General features: G+C 63.0%; 18 protein-coding genes. 11 read left to right on the top strand and 7 right to left on the bottom strand.

Annotation, left to right across the window (positions count from 1 at the left end):
• The first annotated feature begins 367 nt into the window (after window positions 1–367).
• From BX591_RS31390 to BX591_RS31375, 4 genes are read left to right on the top strand one after another with little or no spacing between them, the layout of a single operon-like run.
• Window positions 368–1,579, top strand: a complete 1,212-nt coding sequence (locus tag BX591_RS31390) for an 8-amino-7-oxononanoate synthase family protein (protein ID WP_111935211.1) — start codon at window positions 368–370, stop codon at window positions 1,577–1,579.
• Window positions 1,572–2,786 (top strand): MFS transporter, encoded by a 1,215-nt coding sequence (locus BX591_RS31385; RefSeq protein WP_244147175.1) that lies wholly within the window; start codon window positions 1,572–1,574, stop codon window positions 2,784–2,786. Before BX591_RS31390 ends, BX591_RS31385 begins: the two co-directional genes overlap by 8 nt.
• 60 nt (window positions 2,787–2,846) lie before the next feature.
• A complete protein-coding gene (locus BX591_RS31380) occupies window positions 2,847–4,451 on the top strand; it encodes a carboxyl transferase domain-containing protein (protein WP_111935210.1) in 1,605 nt (534 codons plus the stop codon).
• 3 nt (window positions 4,452–4,454) lie between these two features.
• A complete protein-coding gene (locus BX591_RS31375; protein WP_111935209.1) occupies window positions 4,455–6,431 on the top strand; it encodes an acetyl/propionyl/methylcrotonyl-CoA carboxylase subunit alpha in 1,977 nt (658 codons plus the stop codon).
• A 63-nt stretch (window positions 6,432–6,494) separates the two neighbouring features.
• Here BX591_RS31375 and BX591_RS31370 read toward each other — a convergent pair whose 3' ends face one another.
• Both BX591_RS31370 and BX591_RS31365 read right to left on the bottom strand, forming a co-directional pair.
• Window positions 6,495–8,558 (bottom strand): 2Fe-2S iron-sulfur cluster-binding protein, encoded by a 2,064-nt coding sequence (locus BX591_RS31370; RefSeq protein WP_111935208.1) that lies wholly within the window; start codon window positions 8,556–8,558, stop codon window positions 6,495–6,497.
• Window positions 8,559–8,615: 57 nt separating this feature from the next.
• Window positions 8,616–9,260 (bottom strand): glutathione S-transferase family protein, encoded by a 645-nt coding sequence (locus BX591_RS31365; protein WP_111935207.1) that lies wholly within the window; start codon window positions 9,258–9,260, stop codon window positions 8,616–8,618.
• A 140-nt stretch (window positions 9,261–9,400) separates the two neighbouring features.
• Between BX591_RS31365 and BX591_RS31360 the strand changes: the two genes are divergently transcribed.
• Window positions 9,401–10,330 carry a LysR family transcriptional regulator gene (locus tag BX591_RS31360; protein WP_111935206.1) on the top strand — a complete coding sequence of 310 codons (930 nt, stop codon included), beginning with the start codon at window positions 9,401–9,403 and terminating at the stop codon, window positions 10,328–10,330.
• Here BX591_RS31360 and BX591_RS31355 read toward each other — a convergent pair.
• The 4 genes from BX591_RS31355 to BX591_RS31340 form a co-directional block, all read right to left on the bottom strand.
• The gene (locus BX591_RS31355; RefSeq protein ID WP_111935205.1) at window positions 10,327–10,743 is read right to left on the bottom strand and encodes an organic hydroperoxide resistance protein; all 417 of its coding nucleotides are present in this window, start codon (window positions 10,741–10,743) and stop codon (window positions 10,327–10,329) included. The two genes, BX591_RS31360 and BX591_RS31355, sit on opposite strands and share 4 nt — an antisense overlap.
• 85 nt (window positions 10,744–10,828) lie before the next feature.
• Entirely contained in the window at window positions 10,829–11,161 is a 333-nt protein-coding gene (locus tag BX591_RS31350) for a DUF4148 domain-containing protein (RefSeq protein WP_111935204.1), read from the bottom strand.
• 264 nt (window positions 11,162–11,425) lie between these two features.
• Window positions 11,426–12,778: an epoxide hydrolase family protein gene (locus tag BX591_RS31345; protein WP_111935203.1), complete on the bottom strand. Its 1,353-nt coding sequence runs from the start codon at window positions 12,776–12,778 to the stop codon at window positions 11,426–11,428.
• A gap of 247 nt (window positions 12,779–13,025) precedes the next feature.
• A complete protein-coding gene (locus tag BX591_RS31340; RefSeq protein WP_111935202.1) occupies window positions 13,026–13,958 on the bottom strand; it encodes a LysR family transcriptional regulator in 933 nt (310 codons plus the stop codon).
• A gap of 148 nt (window positions 13,959–14,106) precedes the next feature.
• On the opposite strand from BX591_RS31340, the gene BX591_RS31335 reads away from it, so the two are divergent.
• The 3 genes from BX591_RS31335 (at window position 14,107) to BX591_RS31325 (ending at window position 17,472) form a co-directional block, all read left to right on the top strand.
• Complete coding sequence (locus BX591_RS31335) at window positions 14,107–15,402, top strand: MFS transporter (protein ID WP_111935201.1); 1,296 nt, start codon at window positions 14,107–14,109, stop codon at window positions 15,400–15,402.
• 96 nt (window positions 15,403–15,498) lie between these two features.
• Window positions 15,499–16,248, top strand: coding sequence for a creatininase family protein (locus BX591_RS31330; RefSeq protein WP_111935200.1), 750 nt, complete (start codon window positions 15,499–15,501; stop codon window positions 16,246–16,248).
• A 192-nt stretch (window positions 16,249–16,440) separates the two neighbouring features.
• Window positions 16,441–17,472, top strand: a complete 1,032-nt coding sequence (locus tag BX591_RS31325; protein WP_111935199.1) for an alpha/beta hydrolase — start codon at window positions 16,441–16,443, stop codon at window positions 17,470–17,472.
• 92 nt (window positions 17,473–17,564) lie between these two features.
• Here the strand turns inward: BX591_RS31325 and BX591_RS31320 are convergent, their stop codons facing one another.
• On the bottom strand, window positions 17,565–18,104 hold the full coding sequence (locus BX591_RS31320) for a thioredoxin family protein (RefSeq protein ID WP_111935198.1): 540 nt from the start codon (window positions 18,102–18,104) through the stop codon (window positions 17,565–17,567).
• Between the two features lie 274 nt (window positions 18,105–18,378).
• Here BX591_RS31320 and BX591_RS31315 point away from each other — a divergent pair, with 274 nt between their 5' ends.
• The 3 genes from BX591_RS31315 (at window position 18,379) to BX591_RS31305 (ending at window position 20,951) form a co-directional block, all read left to right on the top strand.
• On the top strand, window positions 18,379–18,750 hold the full coding sequence (locus tag BX591_RS31315) for a GFA family protein (RefSeq protein WP_111935197.1): 372 nt from the start codon (window positions 18,379–18,381) through the stop codon (window positions 18,748–18,750).
• A gap of 126 nt (window positions 18,751–18,876) precedes the next feature.
• Window positions 18,877–19,617, top strand: a complete 741-nt coding sequence (locus tag BX591_RS31310; RefSeq protein WP_111935196.1) for a response regulator — start codon at window positions 18,877–18,879, stop codon at window positions 19,615–19,617.
• A complete protein-coding gene (locus BX591_RS31305; RefSeq protein WP_111935195.1) occupies window positions 19,614–20,951 on the top strand; it encodes an ATP-binding protein in 1,338 nt (445 codons plus the stop codon). The genes BX591_RS31310 and BX591_RS31305 overlap by 4 nt, the downstream gene beginning before the upstream one ends.
• The last annotated feature ends 198 nt before the right edge of the window (window positions 20,952–21,149 follow it).

The following is a 21,149-nucleotide window of genomic DNA, read 5'->3' as shown; positions in this document are numbered from 1 at the left end:
CGCACCGTGTCCGGTAGCGCCCTTTCAATCGGATTAAAAAATGCTGATTGATAGGTTTGCATTTTGGATTTTTTCAAAAAATGAATCAGTAGAATAATTACTCGACATGGCGATAATGCATCGCTTTCCCCTGAAAATCGCATGAAAACATGGCGTTTTATAAACGCAAATATCGTTATATCGAAAAATTATTTAGGTTTTTTTCCGGGGAAAAGTTAGGCTTGCTGCATTGAATATCGGTCATTCAGTTCCGATCAAGCCTGATTTTTAACCTGCGACCGCCGGGCCGATAAATAATCCTATCGCCTAGCGTGATCCGCCTCTTCGGAGTGTGGATCGGCGCCGGCTGGTCATCTCCGGGAATTCCATGCATTTATTCTCTAATACAAAGAAGGCCATCCAGATCAGCAATAACTTCTGGGATGTCACCACCCAGGCTGGATTGGCCAATATCGTCTCGCGCAATCTGAACGACGGCGTGCATGAAGCGATTGCGACCGGCAAATCGTTTCTCAACATGTCGTCGTATTCGTACCTTGGATTGGATTCTCATCCGGCTATCCTGCGTGCAGCGGCCGATGCCGTGCTGGAAACCGGTTCTCTGAATACGTCCATTTCCAGAATACGGGTGCAGTTCGATATTTTGCAGCGCGCGGAAGAAGCGCTGGCGGAGCTGGTCGAAGCCGATGTGCTGACCACGCCCTCGTGCGCCGCGGCCGCCGCGGCGAGCTTGCCCTTGCTGGCCTCCGGCGCCTTGACCGACGACGTCGCGCCGCTAATGGTGTTCGACAAGAACGCGCATTTCTGCCTGAACCTGATGAAGCCGATTTGCGCCGACGAGGCGGAAGTCGTCACCATCCGGCACAACGATCTCCAGGCGCTGGAGGACCTTTGCAAGACCCGGCCGCGCGTGGCTTACGTCGCGGACGGCGTCTACAGCACCGGCGGCCAGGCGCCGGTCAAGGAACTGCTGCAATTGCAGGACAAATACGGCCTGTTCCTGTTCTTCGACGAGGCGCACGGTTTCTCGACCTTGGGGCGCCATGGGCGTGGACTGGTGCTGGAAGAGATGGGCGCGATCAATGACCGGACCCTGATCGTCACCTCGTTGAACAAAGGCTTCGGCGCGTCGGGCGGAGCGATCTTTCTCGGGCCGCGTCACAACCTGCAGCGCCATAACCTGGCGACGCGTTTCGGCGGCCCGATCACCTGGTCGCAGCGTATCAACACCGCGGGTCTGGGTGCGATCATCGCATCCACCGCGATTCACCGGTCGGACGCGTTGCCCCAACTGCAAAACCGCTTGCAGGACAACGTCCGCTATTTCGACGAACTGATCGAATCCGATAGCCGCGGTGACGGATTGCCGATCCGTTTCATTTCCATCGGCTCCGAAGACAACACGATTTTCTTCGCGAAGAGTCTGCTGGAGCAAGGCTTCTACACGTCGCCGATTTTCTTCCCCGTGATTGCGAAGGGTCGTGCCGGACTGCGGATCATGATCCGGGCAAATATGCGGCAGGAAGATATCGGGCGCTTTGCCGCGAGCCTCAACCAGCTCAAGGCCGATCATGAGTGACAAGCCGGTTGCCGCTGCCGACGCACCGCTGGAAAACGCCGCCTCGGCGTTTCGCGCGATGGCGTTGGCGTGCTTGATCGTCTTCATGGCGCAGATGGCGACGACGGTGTATCTGCCGTCTTTGCCGATCGTCATGCGCGAGTTGAAGATGACGCAGAGTGCCGTCGAGTTGTCGATCTCCGCCTATGTGATCGGCGCAGCACTGCCGGTTTTGTTCTGGGGGGCCGCCGCGGAGCGCTGGGGACGGCGCGGGCCTTTGCTGATTTCGCTGCTGCTGTTCGTGACCAGCAGTCTGCTGCTCGCAAGCTGTACGTCCGCACTGGCGTTGCTGGTGTTGCGCGCCATCCAGGGCATCGCGGGCGGCGGCGCCGCGATCATCGCCCGCATCATCGTGCGGGATAACTGGCGTGGTGACGAACTGGCGCGGCGGCTTTCCGTGTTGTCGATCGCCTTCATCACGGCGCTGGGCGGCGGGCAGTTCATCGGCGGATTGATCGGCCAGTACAGCCGTTGGCAAGCGGGTTTCGTGTTGATGGCCGTGACCGCCGCACTGGCGATCGGCTTGTCGTATTCGTTGCCCTTGAAGACGGGACGCCGCACAGCCGCCACCTCGGGCATGGCCGCGACCTACTGGGCCGTGCTGCGACGCCCCGGGTTCCTGTGGCCGGCCTGCGCGGGCGGCCTGGGATTCGCCACGACCGTGACCTTGCAGGAAGTGAGTCCGTTCGTGTTCCAGGCGCATTTTCGACTGCCCGTGACGGGCTTCGGCAGCATCGGACTGCTGATCGGCGTCGCCTATTTCAGTGGCGCAATGCTGGTCAATCGCATGGTGAGCCGGTTCGGCGGCGCGCGTCTCATGCATGCCGGCGCGACGCTGATCGCGCTCGCGACCACGCTGATGCTGGTGTCCTGGCTGGGCGGTCTGCTGAATCATTTCGCCGGGCTGTGGATTTTCATCGCGCTGTATTGCCTGACGATTTTCGGCCAGGCGGTGCTGTTTCCCAACAGCATGGCGACCGCCGTCAGCGAGGCCCACGATTACGGCGCGCATGCGATGGCCTTGTGCGGCTTCCTGCAGCAGGGATTGGCGGGTATCGCCGCGACGGCCTCGGTGCTATTGCATCACGACGGCACGTGGACGCTCGCCGTGTTCGCGCTCGGCGCGCTGACCCTGCTCCAGGTGAAGTTGAAAGTAAGAATCCGCTAGCTTCGATGCGCCGGCGTCGTCCGGATGAGCGGCCGGCCCATCAAAACAGGAATACTTATCATGTCACGTATTGAATCACGCATCCCGGCGTCGGGAGAGGCGTTTATCAGGAACATGGCCGCCTTTGGCGCGTTGCGCGAACAGATCGACGCCGTGCGCGAAGCAGCCGTACTCGGCGGCGGCAAGGAAGCCCAGGCTCGCCAGCGAGCCAAGGGCAAACTGGCGCCCCGGCAACGCATTTCGTTGCTGCTCGATCCCGGCACGCCGTTCATGGAGATCGGCCAACTGGCGGCCCATGACGTCTACGATCACGCGGTGCCGTGCGCCGGCATTGTCACGGGTATCGGGATCGTCGAGGGACACGCGGTGGCGATTTTTGCCAACGATGCTTCGGTGAAGGGCGGTACTTACTATCCGCTGACCCTGCGCAAGCATTTGCGCACCCAGCAGATCGCGCGGGAGCAGGGCTTGCCGTGCCTGTATCTGGTCGATTCCGGCGGTGTCTATCTGCCGTTGCAGGAAGAGATCTTTCCGGACGAACATCACTTCGGAAAGATCTTTCGCAATATTGCTGAAATGTCCGCGCTGGGCCTGCCGCAAATTTCGGCGGTGATGGGTTCGTGCACCGCGGGCGGTGCGTATATCCCGGCCATGAGCGACGAAACGATCATCGTGCGCGGCAACGGCTCGATTTTCCTCGGCGGCCCGCAACTGGTCCGCGCCGCAACCGGCGTGATCGTCGATGCGGAAACGCTGGGCGGCGCCGACGTGCATACCCGCGATAGCGGCGTCGCCGATCATTACGCCAACAGCGACGAACATGCCATTCTGCTGATGCGCGAAATCGTGTCGCGGCGGGGTCGCGGCAAACTGGCGCCGCCGCCGCAAGCACCGTTGCCGCCGCGGCACGATCCCGCCGAATTGCCCGGCATCGTCAGCGCCAATCCGCGCGAACACATACCGGCCCGGGAAATTCTGTCGCGCCTGCTCGACGACAGCGAATTCGCGGAATACCGCGCGAGGTTCGGCACCACCATCGTTTGCGGCACCGGGCATATCGGCGGTTATCCGGTCGGGGTGCTGATCAACGACGGGGTGTTGTTCTCGGAGAGCGCGCAAAAGGCCACCAACTTCATCGAGCTGTGTTCGCAGCGTCGGATTCCGTTGCTGTTCCTGCACAACATCAATGGCTTCATGGTGGGCGCCGACTATGAAGCGGGCGGCATCGCCAAGCATGGCGCGAAGATGGTCAACGCGGCCTCGTGTGCGCGCGTGCCGAAGTTCAGCATCCTGATCGGCGGCAGTTACGGCGCGGGCAATCTCGCGATGTGCGGCCGTTCCATCGGCCCGCAATTGATGGCGATGTGGCCCAACGCCAAGACCTCGGTAGTGGGCGGCGAACAGGCTGCCACCGTATTGGCGTTGATCCGCGCGGAACAGGCGGCGAAACAGGGCACGTCGTTCACGCCGGAAGAGGAAGAGGCGTTCAAGCGCCCGATTCGCGACGCCTATGAACGCCAGGGGCAAGCGCTCTACGTTGCCGCGCGAATGTGGGTGGACGCCATTGTCGACCCCGCCCAGACCCGCGAGTGGCTCACCTTGAGTCTGGCCCTCGCCGCGGCAGCACCCTCCCAGGAAACCCGCTTCGGCGTCTTCAGGATGTAACTCATGTTCAAACGAATATTGATTGCGAACCGCGGTGAAATAGCACGCCGTATCGCTCGAACCTGCCGGCGCCTGGAGGTGGAATACGTCTCGGTTTATTCGGCGGCGGACCGCAACGCGGCCCATCTCGAGGGCGCGGTCGAGCGCGAGCCGATCGGCGAGGCACCCGCGAGCAGCAGCTATCTGAACGCCGAAGCGATCATTGCCGCGGCGCTTCGCACCGGCTGCGAAGCGATTCATCCCGGTTACGGCTTTCTGTCGGAAAACGCCGCGTTCGCGGCGGCGGTCGAGCAGGCCGGGTTGGTCTTTATCGGGCCGGACGCGCGGACTATCGACAGTATGGGCAACAAGGCAACGGCCAAAAAAATGTTGGCCCGCGCCGATGTGCCGGTGGTGCCCGGTTCGAGGGAAGCGACCGAATCGCACGGCCTGATTCGCGAAACCTGCGAGGAGATCGGTTACCCGGTCATTCTCAAGCCGGTGGCGGGCGGCGGCGGCAAAGGCATGCAGGTGGTCACAGAGAGTCGCGAACTGGACGCGGCGATCGATGCGGCGATCCGTATCGGCAAGGCGAATTTCGGCGACGGCCGTTTGCTGGTGGAGCGCTATATCGCCACGCCGAGGCATCTGGAAGTGCAGATATTCGGCGATAGCCACGGTAACGTGGTGCATCTGTTCGAGCGCGAGTGCTCGCTGCAACGACGTCACCAGAAAATCGTCGAGGAAGCGCCCGCCAGCAATCTGCCGGCGGATGTGCGCGCCAGGTTGCTGGCCGCGGCGGTGCGTGGCGCGCAAGCGATCGGCTACGTCAACGCCGGCACCTTCGAGTTCATTCTCGCGCCGGACGATCAGTTTTATTTTCTGGAGGTCAATACCCGCCTTCAGGTCGAACATCCCGTGACCGAGGCGATTACCGGTCTCGACCTGGTCGAGTGGCAATTGCGGATCGCGGCGGGCGAAGTGTTGCCGTTGCAGCAGGACGCGATCCGCTTTGCCGGCCACGCGATCGAATGCCGGGTCTACGCCGAAGATCCGGATCAGGGTTTCTGCCCGATGCCCGGCGAAGCGTTGCGGGTGCAATGGCCGGATAGTTGCCGCGTGGATGCGGCGTTTGACCGGCAGGAACCGGTGCCGTCGTTCTACGACCCGATGGTCGCCAAGCTGATCGCGCATGGCGCGAATCGGCCGGAGAGTTTGCGGCGGCTGCAGGCCGCCATCGCGGAGACGACTCTGCTCGGCTTGACGAGCAACCTTGGGTTTGCCCAACGCTTGCTGCAGGACCCGCGCGTCCAGGCAGGTCAGGTCGATACGCATCTGGTGGATGACTTCATCGGGCGTGCCGCGCCGCTGTCCGCGATCGAGCCGGCCGCCGCGTGCGCGGCATTCGTGGACAGCGCAGAAGCAATCGCGGCCGCCGGCCACGAAACGCGTTCGCCTTGGGCCGGCAGTCTCGGTCCGTTGGACCGGATTGCGCTGGACCCCGACGCGCCTTTGGGCCGGCTGACCTATCAGTGCCAGGGGCAGCCCTTGCAAGCCGGCTTGCTCCGGCATGACCGCGACGGCGTGGAGGTCGAGGTAGCGCAGCAGCGTTTCGCGGTGAGCGGAACGCAATCCGGCGGTTTATGGAAAGGCCGCGTCGGCGAACTGGCTTGGGCCGCCGCCAGGTTCGGCGATGTTCTGGAAGTGAGCGTGGCGGGGACCCGGGTTCAATTGCTGACTCGCCAGGATCTGGCGGGCGAGCTAGACAAAGCGAACGGCGGCGAGGTCGTCACGCGCATGCCCGGCGCCGTGGTTGCGCTGCCCGTCGAGATCGGCGCCCGGGTCGAGCAGGACGATGTGATCGCGATCGTGGAAGCGATGAAGATGGAGAATCGCATCTATGCGCCGGCTGCCGGCACGCTAAGCGCGCTGCACTGCCGCCTGGGCGACATCGTGGCGGCGGGGCAAACGCTGGCCAGCATCGCAACCGGTACGGCGTAGTGTTAATGGCCCGGGGTCCGCTCGCCTGCGTCGCTCACCGAGGTCCATGACGCCGCCACTGTTCTAAAGATCGAGCACCACCGGGCCGGATTCCACAGTGTCCGGCCTGCCCACACACAGCAATGCGCAACCCGGCTCGATATCCGCCGCGACCTCGCCCTGATACGCAACCCGGCCTTTTTGCAGACGTGTCGAACAGGTGCCGCATTCGCCGATCCGGCAACTCGATTCGACCGGTATGCCGTTGGCTTCGGCCAACTCCAGCAACGTGCCGCTTTGCGCGGACCATTGCACCGTGCGTTGCGAGCGCGCGAAGATCACTTCGGCGGTGTGCGCCGGTACGGTCGAAGCGGCGTGCGCCGAGGCGGCGGAAGCCGGCGGCGTGCGCTTCACGCTGGCGGGCCCGAACGCTTCGAAGCGAATGCGTTCGTCCGGTACGTTCAACGCCCGCAGACCGTGGTAGAGGTCGCTCATGAACGAGGCGGGGCCGCACAGATAGAAGTCGTAATCGTCGAATGGCAGCAGCCGTTTCACCATGCCGATTTCGACGCGGCCGGCGCGTGTCCCATCCGGCGCGACAACGGACGAATCGCCCGCGCTGTTCAGAAGATGCACGGCGATATGCGGATGCGCCGACGCGATCTGCTGCAACACGTTCGCGAAAGGGCGATCCTGCGAAGTGCGCGCGCCGTGAATGAAGTACACCGGCCGGGTTGACCGTGCCGCGATCAGGCTGTGCAGAATCGCCGTCATCGGCGTAATGCCGATACCCGCCGACAGCAAGACGGCGGGCCGCGTGCTCGCGGCGTCGAAGGTAAAAGCGCCGCGCGGCGTGCGTGCCTGAAGCTGCGTGCCGACCGTGGCGTGCTCGTGCAGCCATGTCGACGCAACGCCCTCACGCTTCACCGAAATCCGGTAACGCAAACCGTCGCTCGCAGCGGACAGCGTGTAGGTACGCACCAGCGGCTGATCGCTGCCCGCCACGGGAATCCGGATCGGCAAATACTGGCCCGGCTCGAACGCGGGTAGCGTACGGCCGTCCGCTGGCTGCAGATAGAACGAGCGAATAGCCGGGGTTTCTTCCTGCACGTCGACCACGTTGAACGTGTGCCATACGCTCGCGGGATTCTCGGTTTTCACCGCCGCAGGCTCGCTGCGCATCGACGCGAATTGCGACGCGTACTGTACCGGCGACCAGCGAAACGGCAACACACCCGGCGTGCGCCGCACTTCGCGCACATGAAAGCGCATCAGCCGTTCCGCACCGGCAACCTTCGCGACTTCTGCGCCTTCCCAGACGATTTCCGCATCGGCCGCGATATAGACGAGGTCGCCGCTCGCGAAATCGACGAACAGCAAGCCGGCGCGCGGATCGTGCACTAGGTTGCCGAGCGTGTTGAAAAACCGGTTGCCGCTGAAGTCGGGCACGGTCAGCGTGCCGGCTGCGTCGATCTGCACGAAGCCCGGCATGCCGCCGCGATGCGACACGTCCACGCCGCGCGCCGAACCGGCATCGTCCGCACTATTGGCGCTCGCAATGAAAAACGTGTCCGCGTTTTGCAGCAGGACGCGGTCGGCCTCGCTCAAGGCGGTCGAGCGGCTCGGCGGCAGCCTCGGCTCGGCCGCAGCGCGCGCGATAAAACTCGGTGTACGGCTCTGGATGTACTTCGGACAGTTGCCGAAACTCTGGCTGACCTTCAGCGTGAGCGCATCGTCGTCGAGCGAGGTGATCACGCCGTTCACGCGATTGCGGCGGCGCGTTTCGGGTTGCACGCCGAGCCCGCCGATCATCGAGCCGACTCGCCAACTACCCGCCAGCGGATCGCCGGGCAGCGCGCTGCCGGCAATGCGCAGCGTGCGCGCGTCGAGCGCCGACACGAAACCCGGCGTGCCGACGCGCAGCGTCGCCCACGGCTGACCCGCAGCGTCGATTCCGCCTAGCACCATGAACGGCCGTTCCGCGAAAAACAGTTGATGTTGCTCCGGCATTTCGGTGCGAATGCTGCGACGCCCCACGGAGTTCGCGAAGTCGACCACACCGGCGCGCGCCTGCACCGCCAGCTCGCCTGCGTGAAACGGCGAACCCCCTGAGGAAAGATCGGCAAGAGGAATGAAGACATCGGACATGAGAGCCTCCACGCGGCGCGGCGAAAATCGTGTGAGTAGACGGTGGGTTTCAGTGCATCACGCTTCGGCGAGCAACCCCGCCTTGCTCGCCGGCATCGCGACGAAACCGGGCAGCGCCTCGACCCGACGCAGCCACGCACGCAGATTGGGATACGGATCCAGCGAGACGCCGCCTTCCGGTGCATGCGCAATGTAAGCGTGTGCGGCGATATCGGCGATGGTCGGTTGGTCGCCGGCCGCGAAGCGCTTGTGGGCGAATTCCGTTTCGATCACGTTGAACAGATTTACCGCGATCGACTTGGCGGTTTCGTGATCGTAGGGCGCGCCGAACACGGTCACGAGCCGCGCGCGGCACGGGCCGTAAGCGATCTGGCCAGAGGCGAGCGATAACCACCGTTGCACGGCGGCCGCGCCCAGCGGATCGGTCGGCAGCCAGGAGGCGTCGCCGTAGCGCTTGGCCAGATAGACGAGGATCGCGGTCGAATCGAACAGCACGACGTCGCCGTCTTCGATCACCGGCACCTGACCGAACGGGCTGATGGCGAGAAATTCGGGGCGACGGTTGTCGCCGGCTTTCATGTCGATCGGCACGATCTCGAACGGCAGACCCAGCATCGTGAGAAATTGCCTGACGCGATGACCGTGACCCGACAGTAGCGTCGTGTGGAGGCGGATGGGGGCGGCGGGTTGCGTGGTAGGCATGATGGGATCCAGAAAAGTTGAGATGGGCTGGCGTCGAAACATGCTGATTCGATGCTTGACCTGAAGAGTAGTCAGTGCCGATAGGTTCCGTAAGGGGGATAATGGGCGAAACATAATCCCCTGATAATGGACAATCGCTCATGGCTGACGTACGCGATGTGAATCTCAACCGGCTGGCGGTGTTCGTGGCGGTGGTGGAGGCCGGCTCGCTGACCGGCGCCGGCGAGCGGCTCGGCCTGGCGAAAACCATGGTCAGCAAACACATGCAGCGGCTGGAGGCGGAGGTGGGTGCCAGCCTGCTGGTGCGCACCACGCGGCGGCTCAACGTGACCGAAGCGGGCCGCACCTTCTACGACGCCAGTTGTCTGGCGCTGCGAGCGGCTGAAGAGGGTTTGTCGGCGATCGCGGGCGAGGTCGGGCCACTGCGCGGCACGCTGCGGGTGAATGCGCCGATCGACTACGGCTCGCTGTTCGTTGCGCCGGCGCTAGTGCAGATGCGGTGCGCGCATCCGGAGTTGGAGGTCGACCTGCAATGCGTCGACCAATTCGTCGACCTGGTGGGCGAGGGGATCGACGTGGCGATCCGCTTGGGGCGGCTCGCCGATTCGAACTACCGCGCGGTAAAAATCGGCGAGTTCGTCAAGTGGATGGTGGCGAGTCCGGCGGTGGCCGGCGCCGACGGCGAGCACACGGAGCTGGCCACGCTCGCCGGCATGCCGTATGTGGCGGTGGCCACGTTGCCGCGGCCTTTGTCGGTGGCGCTGGAGCATCGCGATGGACGCAAGGACAGCTTGCGCTACCCAACCGCGTTTCTGACCAATACCGCCACCGCGTGCCGGGCGGCGACGCTGGCGGGCGGCGGCGTCGCGCTGCTCACGGACTTCTCGATCGCGCACGACGTCGCGGCGGGCCGCCTGGTACGCCTGCTCGACGGCTGGACGACGGCGCCGGCGAGCATTCAGGCGATTTTTCCCGCGACGAAGTTTCCGTCGCGCAAGGTCAGGGCGCTGATCGATGCGGTCAGGACGCAGTGGGAGGCGACCGCCGGGGCGCGTCTGGAGGTGATTTAGACGAGCGTGATCGTGAAGTCCACATTGCCGCGCGTGGCCTTGGAATACGGGCAGGTTTGATGCGCCTGGTCGACCACGGCCTGAGCCACGTCGTGGGCGAGACCGGGCAGGCTCACGTTCAGGCGCGCCTGGATGAAATACGCGCCTTCGGTGGTGCCCAGATCCACCTCGGCATCGACATGCGTGTCGGGCGGCAGCGTCACTTTCAACGCGCGGGCGGCAAAACCCATCGCGCCGATAAAGCAGGCCGACCAGCCGGCCGCGAACAGTTGCTCCGGGTTCGTGCCGGCGCCCGAGGAACCGGGCGACGAGAGTTTGATGTCGAGCCGGTTGTCCGAACTGCGCGCGACGCCGTCGCGTCCGCCGGTCGTGTGGGTCTTCGCGGTGTACAGCACGTTTTCGATGCGGGTCATGAGGGTTTGCTCCTGTTGAATGGGTGGGGCGGGCTCAGCGGCCGGTCCGCGCACTGCGCGTCCGAGGCCGAGACCGCCGTATGACTTACTGGCCGAAATAAACCGGCTTCAAACCGTCGAAAGCTTTTGCGTGCGAAGTGGACCGCGCGCCGGATTCCGACGAACTGCTGTGCGTACCGCCCACCGCCGTGTCCGCACCATTCTGTGCGGCGACGCGTGCTTCGGCGGCGAGGATGTCGGCGGGATAGGTCGTGTCCGAACTGCGGGAAGGGTTGTAGCCGGCCTGTTCCAGTTGCACCAGTTCCGCGCGAACCTGAGCGCGGGTGACGGGTTGATTCGACTGGGCGAACGAAGCGAGCGGAGCGGCGAGCGCGACGGCGACGAGGGCGGCTTGAGCGACCTGAGCGAACGATTTCATGATGAATACCTCGAGAGTTGAATAGGGCCTGCCTGGAACTTGCAGTGCTTGCGGGTCTGTTGTGTCCGGGCATGCATCTGTGTTCGGCATGGGTGTATTTGAACGTCTGGAGGTATCTGGCTTGTGTCCGGTCGAGGGTGTTTTGAATCGGTGTGTGTCTGTGTTTTCGCGGGATACAGTGCGATACAAACTCATGAGATGGTGAATCGGCAGAGCGAGGGAACATGGCGCGGACAGCGACGCTCCGCGCCATGTTTTTATCCGCTACGTGCGCAGCGGCCTTAAGCCCGCACGCACCTCTTCGGCAAAAATCCGCGGCTGTTCCCACGCCGCGAAGTGGCCGCCTTTCTCGGGGCGGTTGTAATAGATCAGGTTGTGATACGCCCGCTCCGACCAGCTCTTCGGCGCCTGATAGTTCTCGCCGGGAAAGGCGCTCACGGCGGCGGGAACGGAGACGTCGGCGGCGGCGTAAAAGTTGAAGTGCGACTCCCAATAGAAGCGCGCGGCGGAAACGCCCGTATTCGTCAACCAGTAGAGCGTGATGTCGTCGAGCACATCGTTCAGGGTCAGGTCACCCGAGGCGTGTCCGTTGACCGTGTGCCCGAGCACGGCCGACGTGAGCGCCGCCGCGGGCTGCCCATGACCGTCGGGGTGGTCGAGCAGCCAGCTTGCCAATGCGATAGGTGAATCGGCCAGACCGTAGAGCGTTTGTGGACGCGTGCCCTGCTCCAGTGCGTACGCGCGTCGCTTTGATAAGGCGCTTAGCTGGACGTAGGCGAGCCTTTCGTCGGCGGAGAGACTGGCGGGCGGCGGATCGTTGACCAGAAGCGCCTTGGCGATGTCCGGTGGAATCGTCGCGGGGAAGTTGACGTGAATGCCCATTAATTCCGGCGGCGCCTGCTTCGCCATCACGTTCGCCACGATCCCGCCCAGGTCGCCGCCTTGCGCGGCGAATTTCGCGTAGCCGAGGCGCTTCATGAGTAGCACCCACGCGCGCGCGGTGCGCTCCGGACCCCAGCCGATCGTGGTGGGTTTGCCGGAAAAGCCGTAGCCCGGCAGCGACGGAATGACCAGATGAAACGCGTCCGAAGCGCTTGCGCCATGCGCGGTCGGATTGGTCAGCGGATCGATGATCTTGAGCTGTTCGATCACCGAGCCGGGCCAGCCATGCGTGACGATCAGCGGCAGCGCGTTTTCATGTTTCGAACGGACGTGGATGAAGTGAATGTTGAGCCCGTCGATTTCGGTAACGAAATTCGGCAGCGCGTTCAGTTTCGCCTCGCATTGGCGCCAGTCGTAGTCGGTGGCCCAATGTTGCGCGAGCGTCTGAATCGTGGCGAGAGGCACGCCTTGCGAATCGTCGTTGACGATCTCGCGGTCCGGCCAACGCGTCGCCTTGATGCGTCGCCGCAGGTCGCTGAGTTGCGATTCCGGTGCGTGGATACGAAGCGGACGAATCGTGCTTTTGTCGCCGGCCGCCGGCGCTGCGAGGCCGGTAATGGACGGGTTGCCGTCGGCAAACGCGAGCTGACTCAGCGAACCTGCGGCAACGGCCGCCGCCGCGACGCCGACAAAGCGGCGGCGTGACGGCGATTCGGGAAGGGTGGTGTTGGGCATACGGTTTCCGATTGGAGGAAAGGCAGGTCGTCGCCAGGAACCTCGTCGCTGAAAGCGCTGCAATGGGTGAACGCTGAACGCCGAACGGGTGAAGACCACCTGCCACGCGGAGTACGCTCCGCGTGGGCGTATTGGAACGCGCCGATGTATCCCGCTTGTTTCCGTGAAGTGCGGTTTCTGCAAGCGCGTGTATCGACCTACCCAATAGATACGTTGCGATACAAAGGGGCAAGCATGCGGCCGAGGCCTACGCGCGTTCGTTGTCGTCAGGCTCTGCGAACATGTTCATGCGACGCAAGATCCACTCGAGCAGTTCGTGCGCGGCGGCCACCAGCGGCCGGCCGGCTTTGACGAGCACGCGCGCCTTGGCGCCGCGAAACAGGGGATGGTCGATCGGCACGATAGTCAGCTCGCCGGCCGCGATCTCGCGATACGCGGCGAACTCGCCGACCAGGGTCACGAAATTATCGGACGCGACGAGCCGCTTGAGCGCGGTCAGCGAGTTCGTGGTGAGCGCGGCGCGTATTTCAATGTTCTCGGCGAACTCCAGCATCTTCGCCGCATGGCCGATGCCGAAGGTGGTCGGCATCAAGGCCAGCGGATAGGCCAGCACCTCGTGAATGCTGGCCGCGCCCCCTCGCACCGCCAGCGGGTGCGTGGGCCGCACCAGCAGCACCACGGGTTGCGCCGAACTGGCCCGATACTCGACGCGCGGATCGGGCGGCGGATTGTAGGCGAGGCCGATATGTGCGCGGCTTTCCGCCACTTCGTTCAGCAGGTCGTCGACGGGCAGCATCTGCACGCCGATCTCCAGCTTCGGGTAGCGCGCGCAGAACGGCGTGAGCACTTCGTCGACCAGCATGTCGACATGGCCTTCGCTGATCGCCAGTTGCACATTCCCCTGTTGCAGGCCCTTCAACGCATGAAGCCGGTCTTCGAGCTTTTCCTGTTGCGACCGGTAGCCGCGCCAGAATTCGAGCAGATGCGCCGCCGCCTCGGTGGGCTTGACGCCGCGCGCCTGACGCTCGAACAGCGTCGCGCCGAGTTCGTCTTCCAGCAGCCTGATTTGCCGCGTAATCACGGACGGCGACGTGTTGAGACTGTCCGCCGCGCCGCGAATCGTGCCGTGCGTCAGCACTTCATGGAAATACCGCAGGCGTTGCTGATTGATTTCGCGCATGGTCGGGCGTTCCGCTTCCGTTGGGCCGAGGCTAGTGTTGCTCTGTGGGCAACGATACGTGAACTTAGTTGCTGTTGCTAGTTGCATTGGGCGTTGCCAAACTGGTTGCACACGATGAGCCGGAAACAACGTTGAAACGGAGACTGGAATGGCCGCAACTCAGACCGCACTCGCAGGCGACGAAGTGTCCGCCCTCTATGACCGGCTCAACTGGCGCTTGCTGCCGTTTCTGCTGGTCTGCTATCTGTTCGCTTATCTGGATCGCGTCAACGTCGGCTTCGCGAAGTTGCAGATGCAAAGCGACCTCGGTTTTTCCGACGCCGCTTACGGTGTCGGCGCCGGCATCTTCTTTCTCGGCTACGTGCTGTTCGAGTTGCCGAGCAACCTGATGTTGCCGAAGATCGGTGCGCGTAAAACGTTTTTCCGCATCCTCGTGTTATGGGGCATCACGTCGGCCTGCATGCTGTTCGTCCGCAACGTGCCGATGTTTTACGGCATGCGCTTTCTGCTCGGTATTTTCGAAGCCGGTTTCGCGCCGGGCATGATCTTCTATCTGTCGCGCTGGTACGGTCCCACCCGCATGGCGCGGGCGATCGCGATCGTGTTTCTTGCGGGGCCGCTTGGCGGAATTGTCGGCGGGCCGTTGTCGGCCTGGCTGATGACGCGCCTCGCCGGCAACGCGGGTCTGGCCGGCTGGCAGTGGATGTTCCTCGCCGAAGGTTTGCCCTGCATCGCGATGGGCGTGCTGACGCTGTTTGTCCTGTCGGATCGGCCTGCCGAGGCCAACTGGCTGAGCGACGACGAAAAGCGTCTGCTCGCGGTCGAACTGGGTCCGGTTTCGGAAGGCCATCATGCCTTCAAGGACGTAGCGCGCAACCCGAAGATCTACCTGCTGGCTTGTGCCTATTTCTGCATCATCGCGTCGATCTACGCGATGAGCTTCTGGCTGCCCACCATCGTCAAATCTCAGGGTGTGGACGACACGATCCGGCTCGGCTGGTATGCGGCGATTCCTTACGTCGGCGCCGCGTTCGGCATGGTCTATATCGGCCGTCGCTCGGATGCGTGTGGCGAACGGCGTTACCACAGTTCGGTCCCGGCGCTGCTCGCGGCGGTGCTGCTGTGTGCGTGCGTGCTCAGCGACGGCCACCTGGTCATCACGCTCGCGTTGCTCACATTCGCCACGACAGCGCTCTGGATGGCCTATACCGTGTTCTGGGCGGTTCCGTCCGAACACATCAAGGGAGACGCAGCGGCGGGCGGGATCGCGCTGATCAATACGATCGGCCTGTCCGGCGGATTCTGGGGGCCAGCCATTATCGGCTGGGCCAGGACGGCGACCGGCAATCTGCATGTCGGTCTGTTGATCGTGGCGGCGCTCGCTTTGTGCGGTGCGGGGTTGTTGTATGTATTGCTGGCCGCGCACCGATCGCCGTCGACTTAACGCCATGTGCGGACATGAACAGGGCCAATTAACCCGCATCCTCGGCAACCCAACGTGCCGCGTTCCACCTGGAAACGGCGAAGCGGAGAACCTCACATGCTTTTACATCTGTCGACCTGGGCCGAAGTCGGCCAATACCTGACACGCAGCCGCTCGATCGTCGTACCGATCGGCTCGAACGAACAGCATGGTCCCACCGGCTTGCTGGGCACGGACTGGTTGTGCCCGCAGATCATCGCGCATGAAGCCGAGAAGCGCGCGGATCTGCTGATCGCGCCGACCTTCAACATCGGCATGGCGCAGCATCACCTCGCGTTTGCCGGCACCATTTCGCTGCGACCGTCGACCTTCATCGCCGCCATCGGCGATTGGACCCGATCGCTCGCATTGCACGGCTTCGAGAAAATCCTGTTCCTGAACGGTCATGGCGGCAACATCGCGTCGATCGAAGCCGCATTCTCCGAGCTATATGCCGAGGCGAGTTTTGCGCGGCGGCGCGCAGGCTTCGCGCTGAAGCTGTGCAACTGGTGGGACCTCGAAGGCGTCGGCGACCTGGCGCGCGAGCAGTTCCCGACCGGCCACGGCGCGCACGCCACGCCGTCCGAGATCGCGATTACGCAATGGGCGCTGCCTGAGTCGATCAAATCAGCGGCCTATAGCCCTCAGATTGCGCCATCGGGACCGATTCGCGAAGCGCTCGATTTCCGCGCGCGCTTTGCCGATGGACGGATGGGCTCCGACCCGGCGCAAGCCTCGCGGGAACGAGGCGGCGCGCTGGTCGAACTGGCCGCGCGAAGCCTGATCCGCGAGATGGAGGCGTTCAGCCACGAGAGCGTGCCGGACTGAAGAAGCCGTGTGTATCGCACTGTATCCGCGGCGTCGTACGGTACATAAGGATTCACCGGAGTACTTTCCCGACATAGCGGGATACGTACGCGGCGTCTAATGGTTTAGGGGTTTTAAGGGAATCAAGGCCCGTTCGTTTTCTTCAGCCACGTGCGCGCCTTTCGAGGCGCAACTACATCAGGGAAGTTAATCATGTCGGATCAGATCAATACCCGGCGCCGTCGTTTGCTCGGCACGACGGTTGCGGGCCTCAGCCTGCTCGAATTGGGCCTGAGCGGAATCGCCAATGCACAGTCCAACGCTGCGCCGGCGGGGTCGCGCCTCGTGTCGTTCGACAACATCAAGCAGGTCGACATCGGCACGCTTAGCATGGGCTATGCGGAAGCGGGTCCGCACCATGGGCCGGTGGTGATTCTTCTGCACGGTTGGCCCTACGACATCTACAGTTTCGCTGAAGTGACGCCGTTGCTTGCGGCGGCCGGCTATCGCGTCATCGTGCCGTATCTGCGCGGCTACGGCACCACGCGCTTTTTGTCCGCGCAGACGCCGCGCAATGGACAGCAGGCGGTGGTCGCCGTGGACATCATCGCGCTGATGGACGCGCTGAAGATCGACAAGGCGATTTTCGGCGGCTTCGACTGGGGCGCGCGCACGGTGAACATCATCGCGGCGCTGTGGCCGGAGCGTTGCAAGGGCATGGTGTCGGTGAGCGGCTATCTGATCGGGAGTCAGGAAGCGAACCGCGCGCCGTTGCCGCCGAAAGCGGAACTAGCGTGGTGGTATCAGTTCTATTTCGCTACGGAACGCGGCTATGCGGGTTACGAAGCGAACCGCCACGACTTCAACAAGCTGATCTGGCACACCGCCTCGCCGAAATGGAATTTCGACGAGGCGACATTCGATCGTTCGGCCGAGTCGTTCAACAATCCGGATCATGTCGCGGTGGTGATTCACAACTATCGCTGGCGTTTGGGGCTGGTCAAGGGCGAGCCGCAATACGAAGAACTGGAGATGCGTCTGGCCACGGCGCCGACGATTGCCGTGCCGACCATCACCATGGAAGGCGACGCTAACGGTGCGCCGCATCCTGATCCGGCCGCGTACGCGAAGAAGTTCACCGGCAAGTACGCGCATCGCAACATTGGCGGTGGGATCGGCCATAACCTGCCGCAGGAAGCGCCGAAAGCATTCGCCGATGCGGTGATCGACGTCGCCCATTTTTAAACGGAAGCAGTGAGCGACTCTGACGAGTCGCTCGTAAAAAGACGGGCCGGAGCGATAAAACTATCGCTGCGGCCCGTTTGACCGTTTGCGCGTTAATCTTTCTGGGCAAGCAGTGCCTGAATGGCCGTTTCGGTCCTGGCGTAGTCGCCTTCGCCGAAGTGCGTGTAGACCACCTGGCCTTTCCTGTCGATCAGATAGAACGCGGGCCAGTACTGGTTGTTGTAAGCGCTCCACGTTGCATACTGGTTGTCCTGCGCAACCGGATAGGTAATGCCGAAACGTTCGATGGCGGTTTTGACGTTATCCGTATCGCGCTCGAACGGGTACTCGGGAGTGTGGACGCCGATTACCGTGAGGCCCTGATCCTTGTACTTCTGATTCCAGCTCTTTACGTACGGCAGCGTGTTGATGCAGTTGACGCAGGTGTAGGTCCAGAAATCGACCAGTACGACCTTGCCGCGCAGTTTCTGGATCGTGAGCGGATCGCTGTTCAGCCATGTGCCGATGCCGGTGAACTCCGGCGCGCGAGGACCCGTCTTGAGCGGGTCCGCGATGGCGGCCGTACCGGTGACCGCAGTGGCGGCGAATGCGGCGGTCATGGCCAGCGTTTTCAGTCGATTGAGGTTGAGCATGTCGTAGTCCTTTCAGGGCGGCTGGTAAACGGTGAATGCAGGCGCGGTCGGGCAAACCTGCTTGCGGATCGAACGGCGTAGCGGAGAAGAACTGCATGACCGTCGTGCCGTCGATCGCACGGCCCTATTGGAACGTTCGCGGGTATCTGGCTTGTGTCGCCCGGTACGTCCCGGTGCAATGTTTTGTGTCTGACGACGAGGCAGATACATTGCGACACAAATCGTCCGGTGAGCCGCGCTATAAAGCAGTCGTTGCCTATTCACGGAGAGTTTCATGAGCGCCACGGTACTGAAAGGGTCCTGCCACTGCGGGGCCGTCAAATTCGAAATTCGTGCCCCGATCGAACCCGCCGGGCGCTGCAATTGCAGCCTGTGCCGGCGCAAGGGCGCGCTGATGACGCCGCTATTTCCCGCGGATGAATTGACGATTCTGCAGGGCGAAGAAGATCTCACGCTGTACCAGTTCAACACGCGGGTGGCGAAGCATTATTTCTGCCGCCATTGCGGTATTTACCCGTTTCATCAGACGCGTAAAGACCCGCTGCGGTGGCGCGCCAATATCGGTTGCCTTGAAGGGATCGACCCGTATACGCTGGAAGCCGGTGTTGCCGACGGCGCCAGCCTGTCCGTTCTGGAGGACGCATGAGGCGGCTGCTGTCGATCATGGCCTTCGTGGCAGGCGGGCTGGCCGCTGAATGGGCGCACCCGGTGCAGTGTTCGTTGCTGAATTCGAGCTGGGTGCAGGTGAAACGTCAAAAGAGATGATGCAGTGATGGACACGACCGACCACGTACTAATCGTCGACGACGATCGCGGCATTCGCGAACTGATTGCCGGCTATCTCGAGAAGCACGGCATGCGCGTCACGCTCGCGGCCAACGGGCGGCAGATGCATGCCGCGCTGGAGCACGGCGCGCCGGATCTGATCGTGCTCGATCTGATGATGCCGGGCGAAGACGGCCTCGTGCTGTGCCGCGAACTGCGGGCCGGCAAATTCCGTTCGGTGCCCGTGCTGATGCTGACGGCGCGCAACGAAGAAGCCGACCGTATTCTCGGGCTGGAAATGGGCGCGGACGACTACCTGCCCAAGCCGTTTGCCGTGCGCGAACTGCTCGCGCGAATTCGCGCGGTGCTGCGCCGCGCGCGCATGCTGCCGCCCGGCATGCAGGTCTCGGAGTCCGCGCAGATGCTCGGATTCGGCGACTGGCGGCTCGATACGACCGCCCGCCATCTGCTCGACGCGGAGGGCACCATGGTCGCGCTGAGCGGTGCCGAGTACCGGTTGCTGCGGGTGTTTCTCGATCATCCGCAGCGCGTGTTGACGCGCGATCAATTGCTCAATCTGACCCAGGGCCGGCAAGCCGATCAGTTCGACCGCTCGATCGATCTGATGGTGAGCCGCTTGCGTCAGCGTTTGCGCGACGAGGCTCGCGAGCCTCGTTACATCAAGACGCTGCGTAGCGAGGGCTATGTGTTTTCCGCGGCCGTCAACGTGATCGGGGACGAGCCATGAACGCGAGTGCCTGGTTGCATTGGCCACGCTCGTTGTTCGCGCGGCTGACGGTGATTCTGTTCATTGGCCTGGCGTCGGCGCAGGCGTTGTCGTTCTGGCTCACCATGACCGAACGCGACCAGACCATGACGAACATCATGACGGGTTATATCGAACGCGAAGTGACGAGCTCGGTCGCGTTGCTCGATCACCTGCCGGCGAATGAACGCGCGCAATGGCTGCCGCGTCTCGCGCGGCGCAGCTACGAATTTATTCTCGGCCCCGGCGTGAGCGGCGGCCCGGTGGATGCGCATTTGTCGGAGCGGATCGCGCAGTCCATCTCGGCAGGGATCGGCACCAACTATCCGCTCACGGTGAATGCCGTACCGGGCGACCGCGAACGCCTGCAGGTTCATCTGAAACTTTCGGACGGCGCGCCGTTGACGATCGATCTACGCCCCATGCCGAGTGCGCCGCTCTCAGGTTGGCTGTTGCTCGGCTTGCTGCTGCAATTGATCGTGCTGATTGCGTGCTGCTGGCTGGCGGTGCGATTGGCGACACGTCCGCTGCATGAGTTGGCTGTGGCCGCCGATACACTCGGCCCCGACCTGAAGGCGGCGCGGTTGTCGGAGAAGGGACCGTCCGAAGTGGCGCGCGCGGCGCGAGCGTTCAACGCCATGCAGGACCGTATCTCGGTGTACATGACCGAGCGCATGCAGATTCTCGCGGCAATCTCGCACGACCTGCAAACGCCGATCACCCGTATGCGATTGCGCGTCGATGTGATGGAAGGCGAACCTGAAGGCGCGAAACTGCGCCAGGATTTGCAGGAAATGGAAGCGTTGGTGAAAGAGGGCGTAACGTACGCGCGGACTTTGCACGGCGCGACGGAGGTGCGCTGCCGTATCGATCCCGACGCGCTATTCGACAGTCTGGTGTGCGACTACGTCGACGCTGGACAGTCGGTGTCGTTGCAGGGATCGTTCGGCACGCCGATCATGACGCGCCCTCAGGCGCTGCGTCGCATTGTCGGCAATCTGGTGGACAACGCATTGAAGTTCAGCGGCGCCGCCGAGATCAGGGTCAGCGCGTTGCACGATGGGCAGGCCACGATCACCGTGTCGGACCGCGGCCCCGGCATTCCCACCGAGTCGCTGGAAGCCGTGTTCGAGCCGTTCTTCCGGCTCGAAGCATCGCGCAACCGCAATACGGGGGGAACCGGTTTGGGTCTCGCCATCGCAAGACAACTCGCGCTCGCGATGGACGCGACGCTCTCCTTGCACAATCGCGAGGGCGGTGGACTGGAAGCGAGACTCGCATTGAAGAACTTGAGTGAGACGGCGAAAAGGGCGTGAAAAAAATATTTCGCAAATAGGGTTGACCAATGAAATCTCAGTCTGCATAATTCGCCTCCCGTTAGATGACGGACGCGAAGAAAGCAGAGCTTCTGAGCAAAATGATCTTTAAAAATTAACAGCCGATAAGTGTGGGCGCTTGATGCGAGACGCGAGGCGGATTCTCCGGAATCTGCCGTAAAGCGAAAGTATCAAGTC

This window comes from Paraburkholderia bryophila (genome assembly GCF_003269035.1).
In the GTDB taxonomy this organism is placed as follows: domain Bacteria; phylum Pseudomonadota; class Gammaproteobacteria; order Burkholderiales; family Burkholderiaceae; genus Paraburkholderia; species Paraburkholderia bryophila.
Note: the sequence above shows the minus strand (reverse complement) of the source record. Positions and strands in the feature narration are given on the sequence as shown.

Bases quoted from the DNA above. Each gene is read 5' to 3' on its own strand.
- BX591_RS31385 (WP_244147175.1), top strand. From the start codon at position 1,572: ATGAGTGACAAGCCGGTTGCCGCTGCCGACGCACCGCTGGAAAACGCC.
- BX591_RS31355 (WP_111935205.1), bottom strand. From the start codon at position 10,743: ATGACCCGCATCGAAAACGTGCTGTACACCGCGAAGACCCACACGACC.
- BX591_RS31330 (WP_111935200.1), top strand. From the start codon at position 15,499: ATGCTTTTACATCTGTCGACCTGGGCCGAAGTCGGCCAATACCTGACA.
- BX591_RS31340 (WP_111935202.1), bottom strand. From the start codon at position 13,958: ATGCGCGAAATCAATCAGCAACGCCTGCGGTATTTCCATGAAGTGCTG.
- BX591_RS31305 (WP_111935195.1), top strand. From the start codon at position 19,614: ATGAACGCGAGTGCCTGGTTGCATTGGCCACGCTCGTTGTTCGCGCGG.
- BX591_RS31380 (WP_111935210.1), top strand. From the start codon at position 2,847: ATGTCACGTATTGAATCACGCATCCCGGCGTCGGGAGAGGCGTTTATC.
- BX591_RS31335 (WP_111935201.1), top strand. From the start codon at position 14,107: ATGGCCGCAACTCAGACCGCACTCGCAGGCGACGAAGTGTCCGCCCTC.
- BX591_RS31390 (WP_111935211.1), top strand. From the start codon at position 368: ATGCATTTATTCTCTAATACAAAGAAGGCCATCCAGATCAGCAATAAC.
- BX591_RS31375 (WP_111935209.1), top strand. From the start codon at position 4,455: ATGTTCAAACGAATATTGATTGCGAACCGCGGTGAAATAGCACGCCGT.
- BX591_RS31365 (WP_111935207.1), bottom strand. From the start codon at position 9,260: ATGCCTACCACGCAACCCGCCGCCCCCATCCGCCTCCACACGACGCTA.
- BX591_RS31350 (WP_111935204.1), bottom strand. From the start codon at position 11,161: ATGAAATCGTTCGCTCAGGTCGCTCAAGCCGCCCTCGTCGCCGTCGCG.
- BX591_RS31315 (WP_111935197.1), top strand. From the start codon at position 18,379: ATGAGCGCCACGGTACTGAAAGGGTCCTGCCACTGCGGGGCCGTCAAA.
- BX591_RS31325 (WP_111935199.1), top strand. From the start codon at position 16,441: ATGTCGGATCAGATCAATACCCGGCGCCGTCGTTTGCTCGGCACGACG.
- BX591_RS31370 (WP_111935208.1), bottom strand. From the start codon at position 8,558: ATGTCCGATGTCTTCATTCCTCTTGCCGATCTTTCCTCAGGGGGTTCG.
- BX591_RS31320 (WP_111935198.1), bottom strand. From the start codon at position 18,104: ATGCTCAACCTCAATCGACTGAAAACGCTGGCCATGACCGCCGCATTC.
- BX591_RS31345 (WP_111935203.1), bottom strand. From the start codon at position 12,778: ATGCCCAACACCACCCTTCCCGAATCGCCGTCACGCCGCCGCTTTGTC.
- BX591_RS31360 (WP_111935206.1), top strand. From the start codon at position 9,401: ATGGCTGACGTACGCGATGTGAATCTCAACCGGCTGGCGGTGTTCGTG.
- BX591_RS31310 (WP_111935196.1), top strand. From the start codon at position 18,877: ATGGACACGACCGACCACGTACTAATCGTCGACGACGATCGCGGCATT.